Origin of the sequence: Methylobacterium marchantiae (genome assembly GCF_042679825.1) — a bacterium.
Classification (GTDB): domain Bacteria; phylum Pseudomonadota; class Alphaproteobacteria; order Rhizobiales; family Beijerinckiaceae; genus Methylobacterium; species Methylobacterium marchantiae.
The window spans coordinates 202498-216823 of sequence record NZ_JBHTND010000001.1 but is presented as its reverse complement, the minus strand read 5'-3'; the positions used below and the strand labels follow the sequence as shown (position 1 = coordinate 216823).

At 66.2% G+C, this 14326-nt stretch carries 14 protein-coding genes; 3 read left to right on the top strand and 11 right to left on the bottom strand.

The features are described 5' to 3' along the window. Positions 1-44 precede the first annotated feature (44 nt). A complete protein-coding gene (locus tag ACFQ4G_RS01040; RefSeq protein ID WP_019905553.1) occupies positions 45-425 on the bottom strand; it encodes a response regulator in 381 nt (126 codons plus the stop codon). 76 nt (positions 426-501) lie between these two features. Here ACFQ4G_RS01040 and ACFQ4G_RS01035 point away from each other — a divergent pair, with 76 nt between their 5' ends. Next, complete coding sequence (locus ACFQ4G_RS01035) at positions 502-807, top strand: DUF3572 domain-containing protein (protein WP_238206955.1); 306 nt, start codon at positions 502-504, stop codon at positions 805-807. Then, entirely contained in the window at positions 804-2084 is a 1281-nt protein-coding gene (locus ACFQ4G_RS01030; RefSeq protein ID WP_238206967.1) for a DNA polymerase IV, read from the top strand. The genes ACFQ4G_RS01035 and ACFQ4G_RS01030 overlap by 4 nt, the downstream gene beginning before the upstream one ends. A 12-nt stretch (positions 2085-2096) precedes the next feature. Here ACFQ4G_RS01030 and ACFQ4G_RS01025 read toward each other — a convergent pair whose 3' ends face one another. After that, a complete protein-coding gene (locus ACFQ4G_RS01025) occupies positions 2097-2960 on the bottom strand; it encodes a cell envelope integrity EipB family protein (protein WP_238206969.1) in 864 nt (287 codons plus the stop codon). A 310-nt stretch (positions 2961-3270) separates the two neighbouring features. Between ACFQ4G_RS01025 and ACFQ4G_RS01020 the strand changes: the two genes are divergently transcribed. Beyond that, on the top strand, positions 3271-3795 hold the full coding sequence (locus ACFQ4G_RS01020; RefSeq protein ID WP_379039510.1) for a GcrA family cell cycle regulator: 525 nt from the start codon (positions 3271-3273) through the stop codon (positions 3793-3795). A 304-nt stretch (positions 3796-4099) separates the two neighbouring features. Here the strand turns inward: ACFQ4G_RS01020 and ACFQ4G_RS01015 are convergent, their stop codons facing one another. From ACFQ4G_RS01015 to ACFQ4G_RS00975, 9 genes are all read right to left on the bottom strand, one after another. Then, entirely contained in the window at positions 4100-5383 is a 1284-nt protein-coding gene (locus ACFQ4G_RS01015; RefSeq protein WP_238206973.1) for an aminotransferase class I/II-fold pyridoxal phosphate-dependent enzyme, read from the bottom strand. 68 nt (positions 5384-5451) lie between these two features. Beyond that, positions 5452-6372: an ROK family protein gene (locus tag ACFQ4G_RS01010; protein WP_238206974.1), complete on the bottom strand. Its 921-nt coding sequence runs from the start codon at positions 6370-6372 to the stop codon at positions 5452-5454. A gap of 11 nt (positions 6373-6383) precedes the next feature. Then, the gene (locus tag ACFQ4G_RS01005; protein ID WP_238206975.1) at positions 6384-7775 is read right to left on the bottom strand and encodes a dicarboxylate/amino acid:cation symporter; all 1392 of its coding nucleotides are present in this window, start codon (positions 7773-7775) and stop codon (positions 6384-6386) included. Positions 7776-8043: 268 nt separating this feature from the next. Beyond that, on the bottom strand, positions 8044-8937 hold the full coding sequence (locus ACFQ4G_RS01000; RefSeq protein WP_238206976.1) for a hypothetical protein: 894 nt from the start codon (positions 8935-8937) through the stop codon (positions 8044-8046). A gap of 296 nt (positions 8938-9233) precedes the next feature. Beyond that, a complete protein-coding gene (gene msrB, locus ACFQ4G_RS00995) occupies positions 9234-9641 on the bottom strand; it encodes a peptide-methionine (R)-S-oxide reductase MsrB (RefSeq protein WP_238206977.1) in 408 nt (135 codons plus the stop codon). A gap of 64 nt (positions 9642-9705) precedes the next feature. Continuing rightward, positions 9706-10785, bottom strand: a complete 1080-nt coding sequence (locus ACFQ4G_RS00990; protein WP_238207062.1) for a YihY/virulence factor BrkB family protein — start codon at positions 10783-10785, stop codon at positions 9706-9708. Positions 10786-10947: 162 nt separating this feature from the next. After that, positions 10948-12468 carry a malonate--CoA ligase gene (locus ACFQ4G_RS00985; RefSeq protein ID WP_238206978.1) on the bottom strand — a complete coding sequence of 507 codons (1521 nt, stop codon included), beginning with the start codon at positions 12466-12468 and terminating at the stop codon, positions 10948-10950. 54 nt (positions 12469-12522) lie between these two features. Continuing rightward, positions 12523-13929, bottom strand: coding sequence for a malonyl-CoA decarboxylase (locus ACFQ4G_RS00980; protein WP_238206979.1), 1407 nt, complete (start codon positions 13927-13929; stop codon positions 12523-12525). A 172-nt stretch (positions 13930-14101) separates the two neighbouring features. After that, positions 14102-14296 (bottom strand): hypothetical protein, encoded by a 195-nt coding sequence (locus tag ACFQ4G_RS00975; protein ID WP_238206981.1) that lies wholly within the window; start codon positions 14294-14296, stop codon positions 14102-14104. Positions 14297-14326 lie beyond the last annotated feature (30 nt).

Sequence of the window (14326 nt, the reverse complement as noted above, 5' to 3'; positions counted from 1 at the left end):
GATCTAAAATGAACTCGGCCAGGCGACACCGCCGATGGTCGCAATTATGAACGGACGCCGTCGCCGAGATAGAGACGGACGGTGGCAAGAAATTTAGCCACGGAGATCGGCTTCGAGAGATAGGCTTCGCAGCCGCCTTCACGGATGCGCTCCTCGTCGCCCTTCATGGCGAAGGCCGTAATGGCAATGACCGGAATATGCTTGAGGTCGTCGTCTTCCTTCAGCCACTTCGTGACCTCCAGTCCGGAGACCTCCGGAAGCTGGATGTCCATCAGGATCAGGTCGGGCCTGTGAGCGCGGGCGAGCTCGATCGCCTCGATGCCGTTGGCCGTCTTGAGTGTCGCGTAGCCGTGCCCTTCCAACAGATCGTTGAAGAGCTTCATGTTCAGTTCGTTGTCCTCAACGATGAGCACGGTCTTCGTCATGGCTCATTGTTCCCGGCAGGCTGGCGGCGCATTCTGGAAGGATCGACGTCCAGCTCGAAAAGACCTTAAGTGATACATGTTGACGAAACGCAAACCTGACCATCCAGACGATTCCGCAGAGCGTCTCGCCATCTCCGTGCTCGGGTGGCTCGCGGAGGATTCGGACAGGCTCCTGCCGTTCATGGCCGCCTCCGGCCTGACGCCCGACACATTGAGGGCGAGCGCCACCGATCCGACCTTCCTTTCGGCGGTTCTCGACCATGTCACGGGGGACGAGGCGGTGCTCGTGGCCTGCGCCCATGCCCTCGACGTGAAGCCGGAGCGCATCGCCGCCGCCTGGCGTCGGCTCGGGCCACCCGATCCCGACGCCGATTTCGCGTGACGTCGGTCTGCCGCGACTGCTGCACGTCCCAGCCGGGCACCGGTCGCTGCCGGGCCTGCGGATCGCCGCGGCTGCTGGCGCATCCCGAACACGACCGGTTGACCATCGCGCATGTGGATTGCGATGCCTTCTACGCGGCGATCGAGAAGCGTGACGATCCCTCCTTGAGGGACAGGCCGCTCATCATCGGCGGCGGCCGGCGCGGCGTGGTGTCGACGGCCTGCTATCTCGCCCGGGTCTCCGGCGTGCATTCCGCGATGCCGATGTTCCAGGCCTTGAAGGCCTGTCCCGACGCGGTCGTCATCCGGCCGAACATGGAGAAATACGTCCGGGTCGGCCGGCAGGTGCGCGCGATGATGCTGGACCTGACGCCCCTGGTCGAACCGGTCTCCATCGACGAGGCCTTCCTCGATCTCTCCGGCACCGAGCGCCTGCACGGGCGGAGCCCGGCACTGACGCTGGTGCGTTTCGCGGCGCAGGTCGAGGCGGAGATCGGGATCAGCGTCTCGATCGGCCTGTCCGACACCAAGTTCCTCGCGAAGATCGCGTCCGACCTCGACAAGCCTCGCGGATTCTCCATCCTCGGCCGTGCGGAGGCCGAGGCGTTCCTCGCCGACAAGCCGGTCTCGATCCTGCCCGGCATCGGGCAGGCGGCCAAGGCCCGGCTCGCCGAACTCGGCCTGCGCAAGGTCGCGGACCTGGGACGCTCGGACCCGCGCCTCCTCCAAGCCGCCCTAGGCCGGGACGCGTCCCGCCTCGCGAAGCTCGCCCGCGGCGAGGACGAGCGCCCGGTGCGCAGCGAGCGCGAAACCAAGAGCGTCTCGTCCGAGACGACGTTCTCCGCCGACCTGAAGGCTTTCGAGATCATGCGGCCGATCCTCTGGCGGCAATGCGAGAAAGTCTCGGCTCGGCTCAAGCGTGCGGGCCTCGCCGCGTCGAGCGTGACACTCAAGCTGAAGGACGACGGCTTCCGCCAGCGCACCAGGACGCGCGGAGGCCTCGCGCCGACGCAGCTCGCCGACAGTCTCTTCGTCCACGGCGAAGCGCTCCTGCGCGAGGCCTGTGACGGGACCGCCTACCGGCTCATCGGTATCGGCGGCGGCGACCTGTGCGACGCGACCCATGCCGATCGGGGCGACCTCGTGGACGGCTCCACGAAGCGCATCCGCGAGAGAGAAGCCGCTCTCGACCGCGTGCGGGAAAAGTTCGGCGACCACTCGATCCAGCGCGGGCTCGCCTTCGCCAGCGCCCCCTTACGTGAGAGGGGCAAGGCTTGAGCCGTTACCACTTCACGGCTTGCACTCGGCTTCCGCCTTCGCGTCGACTTTCGCGAGATCGAGACGGGTGAGGTCGCCGGCGATGGTGAAGTCGCCGTAATTGAGGCTGAGGCCGCCGCTCACACCGTTCTCGTAGAGGAGAAAGGTCAGGACGTAGACCGGGGTGCGCTCTCCCTGGCCGGAGGTGAAGTAGCTCAATGTCACCGGCCAGCGCTTCATCGAGGCCATCTCCCCATCCCGCAACGGCTTGTCGCGGTCGGCTTCACCCGAAGCCTTCGCCGGCTCGACTGCTGTGATGGGTTTCCCGATGACCGCCAGCGTATCGAAGATCTTGCGGCCGTCATCCGACCCGTCGAACACCTTGGCCGACATCGTCGTCTCGCCGGCCTGCGCCGCCTCGATCACGCGGCGCATGTGGAACGTCGGAAACAGCACCGGGCCGTTCTCGGTATACTGGTCGCGCTTGGGCTCCTTCAGTTTCACCTTGAGGGCCTCGGCGCCGCTCTCGGCCGTGCCATCCACCGCCGCGGACGGGCTGCCGTTGAGCACCGTGTTGGTCTTGAAGCGGAAAGTGTGGCCGTCGCCACCCTCGAAGGTGGTGTTGCGCAGATCGGAGAGGCGCTTGCCGGTCTCGCCGCTGTCGAGTTCCGTCACCTGCCGGGTCTGCATCGTGTAGCCCTTGCAGGCATCCCCGCTGAAATCGAGCACGATGCGGCCACGTGCACTCTCCACCGCCCGCGCCCCACGGCTCTCGACCAGCGACAAGTCGTAGACCGCGCGATGGCCGGCCAGTCGTATCGGCGCGGCTACGGCAGTCGCCCCGGAGACGGTCAGAAGACTGACCACGGCGACGAGGGTGGAACTTGGCAACCGCATGAGGTCTCCCGATGGACACGCCGGAGAAAGCGGGCGGCGTGCCGGACGCGTCGACACAGATAGGGGGTCGACGCCGGAGCGGCAACGGCGGCCTTCCCGGCCGGCCGCATCGGTTTGCCGGTGGAAAGTCCCCCCCTCCTTCCGGGCGCTCTTGCATCGGTGTCGAGCCGTCCTGTACGGTTCGTGTCGTCGCCGGAAGGGTGCCCTGGGCGACCACCATCTGTACGGTAGTGGACGGATCGGCTACGCGCGCTGTCGCGGGGCTCGTTCGGTGTCGGTCAGGGGAATCGAGCGGATGTCGGAGGGGGCGATGACGGATACGGGTTCTGGCTGGACGGACGAGCGTGTCGACCTCCTGCGGCGCTTGTGGGACGAAGGGTTGAGTGCGAGCCAGATCGCGGCCCAGCTCGGAGGGGTCACCCGTAACGCCGTCATCGGCAAGGTGCATCGGCTCGGTCTTTCGGGCCGCGTCAAGGCCGCGGATTCACCGGGCAACGGCCGCAAGAAGCCCGCGCCCCGCGAGGCCGAGGCGGACAACGTGGTCGAACTCGCAGCAGCGGCCGATCCCGTCGCGGCCCCGATCCTGTCGTTTCCCGAGACGGCTCCGGTGATCGTGCCGCAGAGTGTTCCGCTGGCCGTATCGAAGCGCGTCACCATCATGGATCTGCGTGAATCCATGTGTCGCTGGCCCCTCGGTGATCCGACATCCCCGGATTTTCACTATTGCGGCGATCGCTCGATCACCGGATTGCCCTACTGCACCCACCACGCTCAGATCGCGTATCAACCCGCAGCCGAGCGCAAGCGCGACCGGAGGGTCGGCGGTTTCCGCTGAATCACCGACCGGGCGATCTTTGTCTCGGTGTCTCGTGGCATCGTCGCGTCAAAATCCGCTGAGCCTTTGATCTCAGAAGCGATGAAAGGACGGCGACGGTGGCGTTGCCTTCTTTGGAAGGATCGACGGGACCACGGCACTTGCAGTTCCTCTCCGCGAAATTTGACGGAGATGTCCAGCATTCGAGCCGCCGGGCGAGTCCCGGGCGGCAGATCAATCATCATGTCAGTCTGATGCGAATGCCCTCCCTGCGGGCGGGGAGAGGGAAGTTTTCCAAAGCAGAAGCGATCACCCGGCCACCGTATCAGGCGGCCTCGGCCGTTTGGGTCTCGAGCCCGGCGAGCAGGATGCAGAGCGCGATACCCTCTGCAGCCGCCTTCACGTCCGAGAGCGACGGAAACGTCGGCGCGAGCCGCAGGGTGCGGTCGTGCGGGTCGCGTCCGTAGGGTGAGGTCGCACCGGCTGGCGTCAGGGCGATTCCGGCATCCTTGGCGAGGGCGACGACCCGCTGTGCCGCGCCATCCACCGTATCGACGGTGATGAAATAGCCCCCTTCCGGCTTCGTCCAGGTCGCGGCACCGGTTCCGCCGAGCCGCGCTTCCAAAGCATCGAGGACGGCCTCGAATTTCGGCGCGATGAGGGTGCGCTGCTTCTCCATATGCGATTCGATGCCGGCCATGTCCTTCAGAAATCGCACGTGGCGCAATTGATTGAGTTTGTCCGGCCCGATCGTGCGGAAGAAGGCGCGACCGAGGAACCAGCGGACGTTCTCCGGCGACGATGCGAACACGGCGAGACCCGCGCCCGCGAGGGTCACCTTCGAGGTGGAGGCGAAGATGAACGCCCGGTCGGGATGGCCCGCCTTCTCACAGAGGGAGAGGATGTCGGCGAGGGGATGCCGCGTCGCAGTGAGATGGTGGACGGCGTAGGCGTTGTCCCAGAACAATCGGAAGTCGGGCGAGCCGGTCTCCATCGCAGCGAGACGCCGGACGGTCTCGTCGGAATAGATCTCTCCGCTCGGATTGGCGTATTTCGGTACGCACCACATGCCCTTCACGGCGGGATCGGCCGCAAGCTTCTCGACGACGTCCATGTCCGGCCCCTGACCGGTCATGGGGACAGGCAGCATGCGGATTCCGAGGGCCTCGCAGATGGCGAAGTGACGGTCGTAGCCCGGTACGGGGCAGAGGAAGACCGGCTCCTGCTCCTGCGACCAGGGCTTCACCGAGCCGGGCACACCCTTCAGCAGCGCCCAGGCAACGCAATCGTGCATCAGGGCGAGGCTCGAATTGTCGCCGATGACGATCTGCGCAGGGGGCGCCTGGACCAGTGGCGCGAACAGGGCGCGGGCTTCGGGCAACCCCTGGAGACCGCCGTAATTGCGCGCATCCTCTCCCGATTCAGCGAAATGATCGCCGTTGCCGGGAAGCGACATCATCGCGCTCGACAGGTCGAGCTGTTCCGGCGCCGGCTTGCCCCGGGTCATGTCGAGCTTGAGACCGCGCGCCTTGAAGGCCTCGTAGGCCTTTCGGGTCTCGGCACGAAGCGCGTCGCGTGCAGCAGGATCAAGGGAAGCGAGGGTCGTCATGGGAATACGCTCGTGTCGGTCTGCGATGGCCCGTCCATACCGACTGCCGGCAGAGATGGGGAGAGGGTTCAGGCGGGGATGTCCCATAACCAGGCTGCGCCCCGAACGCCGGATGCGTCGCCGTGACGGCTCACCCGGATCGGCGTTCCGCAATCGTCGGAGAAGACGTGGGGCAGGACGAGCCCGGCGAGACCGCCGGTCAGTTCCGGCACCGTGGACAGGCCACCGCCGAGGACCACTACATCGGGGTCCAGAATGTTGATGACACCGGCGATGCTGCGGCCGAGACGATCGCGATAACGGGTGATGCTCTCGACAGCCGCCGCATCGCCAGCACGGGCGGCCGAGATGACGGCCTCGCCGGTCGTGACGACAGTTCCGGCGCGCCGGGAATGATCGGCAGCGAGGCCCGGACCGGACAGCCAGGTCTCGATGCAGCCGCGGCGACCGCAATAGCAGGCGGGACCGGGACGCTCGTCGTCGTGGGGCGCCGGCAATGGGTTATGCCCCCATTCACCGGCGATGCGATTGGCCCCCGACAGGGCACGTCTCTCGATCGCGATACCGGAGCCGATCCCGGTGCCGAGAATGACGGCCCAGACGATCCGGGAATCCTTGCCGGCACCGTCGACCGCCTCCGAGACGGCGAGGCAATTGGCGTCGTTCTCGGCGCGGACCGGCCGGCCGAGCCGGGCCTCAAGGTCGGTGACGAATGGACGTCCGTTCAGCCAGATCGAGTTGGCGTTCTTCACGAGGCCGGTATGGGGTGTGATCGCGCCCGGCATGCCGATGCCCACGCTGCCCCTGCCGCCGGCTTCCGATTCGAGGCGGCCGACGAGAGCGACGATCGCGCCGAGGGTGGCGTCGTAATCGTTACGCGGCGTCGGTATCCGGGCCTGGGCGCGAACGATTCCGCCGACATCGAGGGCGATGCCGGCGATCTTTGTGCCACCCAGGTCGATCCCGATGCGCAGCGGCGCCGGGTTCATGAGCGTCGGCTCTATTGAGCGGCCACGGCCGGACGGGGAGCGGCTTCCTGGTCCATGTTCGGCGCGTGGTCGGAGATTTCGGTGCCGATGGAGAACGGATGCGCCATGACCTGGTTCAGCTTCTCCTGATCGAGCTCGCCCTCCCAGCGGCTGACCACGACCGTGGCGACGCCGTTGCCGATCAGGTTGGTGATGGCCCGGCATTCCGACATGAACTTGTCGACGCCGAGGATCAGGGTCATGGCAGCGACCGGCACCGGGTTGTTGGGGATGGCGCTGAGCGTGGCCGCAAGGGTGATGAAGCCGGCGCCGGTGACGCCGGAAGCGCCCTTCGACGTCAGCATCGCCACGAGGATGATGGTGGCGTACTGGCCGAAGGACAGGTCCGCGCCCACGGCCTGGGCCAGGAACAGCGACGCCAGGGTCATGTAGATGTTGGTGCCGTCGAGGTTGAACGAGTAGCCGGTGGGGATGACGAGGCCGACGACGGAATCCGAGGCCCCGAGGCGGCGCATCTTCGTCATCATGTGGGGCAGCACCGTCTCGGAGGACGAGGTGCCGAGCACGATGAGGAGTTCGTCCTTGATGTAGGCCAGGAACTTGAAGATCGAGAAGCCGGCGACCCGGGCGATGCCACCGAGCACCAGCACCACGAACAGGAAGGCGGTGACGTAGAAGGTCCCGACGAGCCAGGCGAGATCGATCACCTTGCCGATGCCGTATTGCCCGATGGTGAAAGCCATGGCGCCGAAGGCGCCGATGGGTGCGAGCTTCACCACGAGACCGATGATGCGGAAGAAGATCTGCCCCGCCGAATCGATGGCATGGGTGATGGCCTCGCCGCGCTTGCCCATACCGGTGACGACGACACCGGTCAGGATCGAGATCAGCAGGACCTGCAGCAGATCGCCCGTGGCGAAAGCATCGAAGAAGCTCTTGGGGATCAGGGCCATGATATGGCCTGTGACGGAATCGTCGGCCGCCATCTTGGCGTATTTCTCGACCGACTTGCCGTCGAGCTTGGTCACGTCGGCGTTGAAGCCCGCGCCCGGCTTGACCACCTCACCGACGAGGACGCCGATGAGGAGCGCGATGGTGGAGACCACCTCGAAATAGACCAACGCCTTCAAGCCGACGCGGCCGACCTTCTTGAGGTCGCCGATGGAGGCGATGCCGTGGACGATGGTACAGAAGATGATCGGCGCGATCATCATCTTGATCAGCGCGATGAAGGCGTCACCCAGCCATTTGACGGATTTACCCCATTCGGGATGCAGGTATCCGAGAAGAATGCCGAGCGCGATGGCGATCAGCACCTGGATGTAGAGCACTTTGTACCAGGGCTCGTGAGGGGTCGGTACGGCGGGCGCGCTCCCTCCGGCATGGACGGTGGTCTGAGCCATGTTCCCTCACTGGCGCCTCTTCGGGCGTACGCTCGTATGTCTTGCCGAGACGCTAGCGATTTTAATCCCTCTGCTCAACGAGACTTCGGGGGATAATCTTTGTTTCTCGCGGAAAAGGTGAGGGTAGGCTGCTTCTGTAACTCGACTGAAGAAACGCCTCGGCACTTTGCCCATGATCTGCGCAGGCCGAAGAGGGGCCACACGATATCGGTGCGGTTCCCACTGCTTCGAAAAGGGCTGCGCTCAGTCGCCGGCTACGCGCGGAGTCTCAGGTCTGCTGGTTGCGGCGGGGACGCACGGTCCAGCGTTCGAATTCCGCGGCGGGATCGTTATCGCGGCTGGGAGCACGAGGCTGTTGCGATGCTCCGAGAGCCTGGGACAGGCTCTCGATCACGTCGTCGATCCGGGCATCCGCCCGATGCTGGGTGTCGGCCGTGGATGTTTCGTCCGCGGGGGGCTCCTCTCGGCGTTCCTCGTTCCCCTCGTCGACGACAGGCTGGGGTGCAGGCTCCTCCACCTGCGTGACCGCAGGCACCGGCGCCTTGGCAGCGAGCGCCGCGGCACGGCGACTCGCGCGAAGACTCGCCTCGTCCTCGCCGGCCTTCGGCGACGGGGCGTTGAAGCGGCCGAAGCCGAAGCGGGGCTCGAGGAGATCGAGGATCGCGTCGAGGGCCGCGTTACTCAAGGCGATCTCGCCGGATTGCGGAGCGCCCTGGATCGCGACGGCGTGGCGGTCATAGGCGGAATCGTCGGAGACTTCGTCGCCGAACCATGCCGGAGGCGCGAAGGCGGCAGCCTGACCCGGCTCATCGAATACGACGCTGAGCAGGTCGAGCGCGCCCGGCGTAAGGTATCGATCGACCAGCACCTCACGGCCGTTACCGAGCGCCACCACCGCACGATCGTAGGCCGCCTTGCCGGAACATACATCGAGCAGCGCGTCGCCATGGGCGCGGGGGACATCGGTCCGTTCTTCGCTCGACGTACCGTCGGCCGCCGTGGTGACGAGGACGAGATGGCAGTTTTGACCGTCGACGCGGACATACGAGGTGCGACCGGCCTGGGGAGCGAAGTAACCTTCGGTAATCTTCGAGCCGCCACGCTCCTTTCGGATCAGGCGGACGAGAGAGGGTGCGACCAGGAACCGACGAACGACACTCATGTACTTTCTCCCTTGGTCGACTCGTCACGGCCGGCGGTTCATCGGGACCATTGGGCCAGAGGCGCAGTATAGATGCGCCACGGATAAGCCCTAAGCCTGTTTCCGCCGAGACGGAACCGCCACCCTGTGGATATGGCCCTGCAGGGCCGTCCGGATACGACCGTCTTCCCGGCCGACGCCCAGTACAACGCGTATCGCGGGCGAAGACCTTACCTCTCCGACTAAGGAAAAAGTCGCCGAAATCAAGGCCGCGCGGCTCGCGATCCACCCATCGTCGCGTAGGATACCGATGCTGATCAGGTCTTCGGCTCGAAGCGCAGCGAGATGCCGTTCATGCAGTAGCGCAGCCCCGTCGGCGCCGGACCATCGTCGAAGACGTGTCCGAGATGGCCTTGGCAGCGGGCGCAATGCACCTCGGTCCGCACCATCCAGTGGCTGCGGTCGGCCTTGGTCTCCACTGCTCCATCGATGGGATCGAAGAAGCTCGGCCAACCCGTTCCGGACTCGAACTTGGTGGTGTTCTCGAACAGAGGCGCGTCGCACCCAGCGCAGTGGAAGGTGCCCGGCCGCTTCTCGGCGTTCAGGCAACTCGTCCCCGCCCGCTCGGTCCCATGCTCGCGAAGGACCCGGTACTGGTCCGGCGTCAGGATTTCACGCCACTCGGCTTCGGTGCGACTGACGGGGCCGGCCTGGGTCTCGCTCATGATGATCTCCGGTTCATCGACATGGACTGGGGAGATAGGTATTCCAGCGTCGTCCGGCACCCTGTCACGCTGCCGCGCCGATCGTGTCGGCCATCCGTGCCTCACGGTCGCCCATGGGTCTCTCCGGGCCGGTCGTGGTGTCGCGGGCGGTCTGGTGCTCCATCTCGGCGTTGATCTCGGCTCCCAGAAGCACGATCGTGGTCGAGATCCAGATCCAGGTCATGAAGCCGATGGCAGCGCCGAGCGAGCCGTAGGTCTCGTTGTAATTGCCGAAGCTGGAGACGTACCAGGAGAACAGGATCGAGGCGAAGAGCCATAGCAGACCGGCGACGGCACCGCCGGTGCCGACCCAGCGCCAGCGCGGTCGCTCGCGGCTCGGGCCGTAGCGGTAGAGCAGCGAAAGGCCGCCGAGAAGGACGATGAGGAGGCCCGGCCAGCGCAGCAGGGCGATCAGCCTGGCGCCCTGCCCGAAACCGAAGAAATTGAACACGACCGGCAGCACGACGATGCTGGTGAGCGCAAGGATCGTGAAGCCGAGCGCTCCGACCGTGAAGGTGAGCGAGCGCAGGTTCAGCATCAGGAAGGAGCGCTTCTCGTCTTCTTCGTAGACGACGTTCAGGGCGTCGAACATCGCCTTCATCGCGGCGTTGGCGCTCCAGAGCGACAGGACGAGGCTGGAGAAGAAGGTCAGGCCCAGCGTACCGTTGTCCTTGGCGGCGATGCGCTTCACCTGCTCGCCGATGATGTCGATGGCGCTGGAAGGCAGCACGCCCTGCATGCTGGACAGGTGCTCGTTGATGGCGCCCACATCGGCGACGAGGCCGTAGCAGGTCACCAGGGCGGCGATGGCCGGGAACAGCGACAGCAGGGTGAAGAACGTGACCCCGGCGGCGACCGCGAGCACGCGGTCCTTGTTGAACTCGAGATAGACGCGGACGGCGATGTCCTTCCAACCGGCGCGGGTGATCTCGGTCGGGCTACCCGCCGCCCGGCCGCGATGAACCTGCGTGGCGGCGACCCATTCCGCCGTGCGCCCGCTATGCGATCGCGCGCCCTCGGTGCGGCGTGGCTCGGGCTCGTCCTTGCCGGTGTTCCGGCCCTGCGAGCGCGGCGCCAGAGACAGGGCAAGGAGCGCCGCCCCCATGGCCAGGGTCCAGAGCACCGTATGTGCCGAACCTGGCCCGGCAGGGTCCGGAGATGGGGGCTGAGACGAGGGCATGACGGCAACCGGGACGGAGACGGCGCGAGCTTGGCCGTTCGATGACGAGAACCGCCGGCCCGCCAAAGCGTTCCGTCGCCTCAGCCGTCAGCGGCGGTAGAGTTCCGCATGCGCCTCACGCAGAAGGTTCTTCTGCACCTTGCCCATGGCGTTGCGCGGCAAGTCCTCGGCGAAGAGAATGCGCTTGGGGCATTTGAACCGAGCGAGGCGCCCTTCGAGGATGCGCAGGATCTCCTCCTCACCCGGCGCATCGGGGCGGGCGACGACGATCGCGGTGACGCCCTCGCCGAAATCGGCATGGGCCAAGCCGATCACGGCGGATTCGACGACCCCCGGGAGGGCGTCGATCTCATTCTCGACCTCCTTCGGGTAGACGTTGTAACCGCCGGTGATGATGAGATCCTTGCCGCGCCCGACGATATGGACGTAGCCGCGCTCGTCGACCTTGCCGAGATCGCCGGTGATGAAGAATCCGTCGGCCTTGAACTCGGAGGCCGTCTTCTCTGGCATGCGCCAATAGCCCCTGAACACGTTCGGCCCCTTCACCTCGATCATCCCGACCGCATCGGCGGGCAACGCCCTGCCCGTATCGGCATCGACCACCCTCAGCGAGATTCCGGGAAGGGGCAGCCCCACCGTGCCGGCGATGCGCTCGCCGTCATAGGGGTTCGAGGTGTTCATGTTGGTCTCGGTCATGCCGTAGCGTTCGAGGATGGCGTGGCCGGTGCGGGCCTGCCAGTCCCGGTGCGTCTCGGCGAGGAGCGGCGCGGAGCCGGAGACGAACAGGCGGATCTTCGCCGCCGCCTCGGGGGTCAGGCCGGGCTCCCTGAGGAGGCGGGTGTAAAAGGTCGGCACGCCCATCATCGCTGTCGCCCGCCCCATGAGGGCGAGCACCTGCTTCGGATCGAACTTCGGCAGGAAGATCGCGGTGGCGCCGGCCAGCAGCACGATGTTGGTGGCGACGAACAGGCCGTGGGTGTGGAACACCGGCAGGGCGTGGATCAGCACGTCGTCGGCGGTGAAGCGCCAGGCCTCCACCAGGGTGATTGCGTTGGAGGCGAGGTTGTCGTGGCTGAGCATGGCGCCCTTCGAGCGCCCGGTCGTGCCCGACGTGTAGAGGATCGCCGCCAGATCGTCGGCGCCGCGCGCGACATCCGCGAAATCGGTACCGGCGGCGTCCGCCGCGTCCGCCATGCTGCCGCGCCCCGACCCGTCGAGGGTGCGCAGGGCCGTCACCTTCGCTTCGGCGGCGACGGGCTCCAGGGCGGCGAGCCGGGCGGAATCGCAGACGAACAGGGACGCCTCTGCGTCCGACAGGAAATACGCGATTTCGGGGGCGGTATAGGCGGTGTTGAGCGGCAGGAAGACGGCGCCCGCCCGAACCGCGCCGAGATAGAGGAACACCACCTCGGCGCTCTTCTCGACCTGGACGGCGACGCGGTCGCCCGTCCTCACCCCGAGCGCCCTCAGAGCGGAGGCATAGGCGGCCGACCTGTCGAGCATGTCGGCATAGCTGATCCGAGTGCCGTCGCCGGTCTCGATGAAGGTCCGGGTAGCGGGATCCGCGGGCAAGCTCGCCCGGATGAGGTCGAAGAGATGGTTACGCATGACGTCGTCCAGCCGTGGTCGAGCCGACAGCCGTGGCCGGACGACGACTCGAAATCAAGCCTCTGCCAGCGCGACGGCGCGAATCGGCGGCAGGTTGGCCTTCAGCTCGCGGCTCACGTTGCTCGACGCCGCGACCGTACCGAGATTGGCATAGGTCTCGTGATTCTTCTCGATGGCCGAGAGGTCGTAGAGGTAATTGACCATCAGCCCGCGGGACTGCGCCAGCCCCTTGCTCGAAACATCACCGAGGAAGTTGAGCCGCTCAAGCCGCGCGCCGTTGCCGAGGTGGAACCGGGCCACCGGGTCGAGGGGCTTGCCGCGCTCGTTCTTGGCCCGCAGGAAGTAGGCGGCGGCGGCCGGGATCAGGGCCTTCTTCACCGCATCGGCCCTGGCCTTGTCCGCATGCCAGCCCGGTTCGTCGATGGCCCGCAGCGCCTCGATATCGTCACGGGTCAGTCCCTGCGGCGCATCGGAGCGGCGCTCGCGATCGAGCCAAGCGGAGAAGCCGGGCACCGGCGAGAGCGTGACGAAAGTCTTCAGGCTGGGAATCTCGCGGGCGAGGTCCTCCACCACCTGCTTGATGAGGAAATTGCCGAATGTGACGCCGGCGAGGCCCTTCTGGCAGTTCGAGATCGAGTAGAAGATGGCGGTCGTGGCCGCACGGGTGGGGAGCAATTCGCGCTCATGCGCCAGGATCGGCGCAATGGCCGGCGCGATGCCCCCGGTGAGGGCGACCTCGACGAAGATCAGCGGCTCGTCCTGCAGGGCCGGATGAAAGAACGCGAAACAGCGCCTGTCGGACGGCTCGATGCGTCGACGCAATTCGTCCCAGCCTGCGATCTCGTGCACCGCCTCGTAGCGGATGATCTTCTCCAGGATATGGGCCGGCGTCGTCCAGTCGATGTGGCGCAGAACGAGGAAGCCGCGGTTGAACCACGATGCGAACAGATGCTCGAAATCGCTGTCGAGGCTGTCGACCGCATCGACGAGAACATGGTCGGCCTCGTCCCCGCGCAACGCCTTGCGCAGGGCAAAGAGATCCTCGCGCATTCGCACCAGAGCGAGGGTGCCGTTGCGGGCGAGGTTCAGCCGGCGGATAAGTTCCTGGCTGCGCGGCTCGGCCGCTTCGTGCAGCACGCCGAGGGCGGCGCGGGTCGGATCTCGACGATAGGCGGCGATGGCCTCGTCTACCGCCTCGTGATCGGCCCCGAAGACGGTCGCGATACCCTGCAGGAACACGAGCCGCTCGGGCTTCGCGAGGCTGGAATAGCGCTCCAGGATCAGGCGCGCGAGCGCCACCCCCGACGCCTCGCCGCGCCGGGAGATCAGATCCTCGCAGAGCTTGATGAGTTCCTGCGCGTTGGCCCTCGAGGCGAGGTCGCCCCGGCCGATTCCGATGAGATCACGACCGCGGTCGCTGATGGTCTGAAGCAGGTCGCCGAAGAACGAGATCGCCGCCATGGCTCGCCGCCTGCCCCTTAACCTGTCGCCCGCCCGGGGAAATGCCGGTCTCGCGGAACCTCGCCTACGCGAGCATCAGTCTATGATGCGGGGCGAAGAAGAGCCAGGGCTCCGAAAGCGGAAACATGCCGCAGGTTCAGGGGGATGGGCAGACAAGACCTCGTCGTAGAAATCACATTTGAGCAGTCTCCACAGCCACTTGATCGGCCCGCTCACGCCAATCCTCGATACCGTGCTGGCGCGCGAAACGAAGTTCCGCCGCACGTTGAGCCCGGCGCGGATCTCGGGCCCGTGAAATCTCTACAGCGCCGATTGTGAACGGCACGCCGAGGATTTGCTTGGCGAAGCTGACGCGATAATTCGGCATTCCAAACTCCGGTGTCGAGACGCGGTGCTG

Coding starts and splice junctions, on each gene's coding strand:
- ACFQ4G_RS01040 (WP_019905553.1), bottom strand. CDS start 425: ATGACGAAGACCGTGCTCATCGTTGAGGACAACGAACTGAACATGAAG.
- ACFQ4G_RS01035 (WP_238206955.1), top strand. CDS start 502: ATGTTGACGAAACGCAAACCTGACCATCCAGACGATTCCGCAGAGCGT.
- ACFQ4G_RS01025 (WP_238206969.1), bottom strand. CDS start 2,960: ATGCGGTTGCCAAGTTCCACCCTCGTCGCCGTGGTCAGTCTTCTGACC.
- ACFQ4G_RS01020 (WP_379039510.1), top strand. CDS start 3,271: ATGACGGATACGGGTTCTGGCTGGACGGACGAGCGTGTCGACCTCCTG.
- ACFQ4G_RS01015 (WP_238206973.1), bottom strand. CDS start 5,383: ATGACGACCCTCGCTTCCCTTGATCCTGCTGCACGCGACGCGCTTCGT.
- ACFQ4G_RS01010 (WP_238206974.1), bottom strand. CDS start 6,372: ATGAACCCGGCGCCGCTGCGCATCGGGATCGACCTGGGTGGCACAAAG.
- ACFQ4G_RS01005 (WP_238206975.1), bottom strand. CDS start 7,775: ATGGCTCAGACCACCGTCCATGCCGGAGGGAGCGCGCCCGCCGTACCG.
- ACFQ4G_RS01000 (WP_238206976.1), bottom strand. CDS start 8,937: ATGAGTGTCGTTCGTCGGTTCCTGGTCGCACCCTCTCTCGTCCGCCTG.
- msrB (WP_238206977.1), bottom strand. CDS start 9,641: ATGAGCGAGACCCAGGCCGGCCCCGTCAGTCGCACCGAAGCCGAGTGG.
- ACFQ4G_RS00990 (WP_238207062.1), bottom strand. CDS start 10,785: ATGGGGGCGGCGCTCCTTGCCCTGTCTCTGGCGCCGCGCTCGCAGGGC.
- ACFQ4G_RS00985 (WP_238206978.1), bottom strand. CDS start 12,468: ATGCGTAACCATCTCTTCGACCTCATCCGGGCGAGCTTGCCCGCGGAT.
- ACFQ4G_RS00980 (WP_238206979.1), bottom strand. CDS start 13,929: ATGGCGGCGATCTCGTTCTTCGGCGACCTGCTTCAGACCATCAGCGAC.
- ACFQ4G_RS00975 (WP_238206981.1), bottom strand. CDS start 14,296: ATGCCGAATTATCGCGTCAGCTTCGCCAAGCAAATCCTCGGCGTGCCG.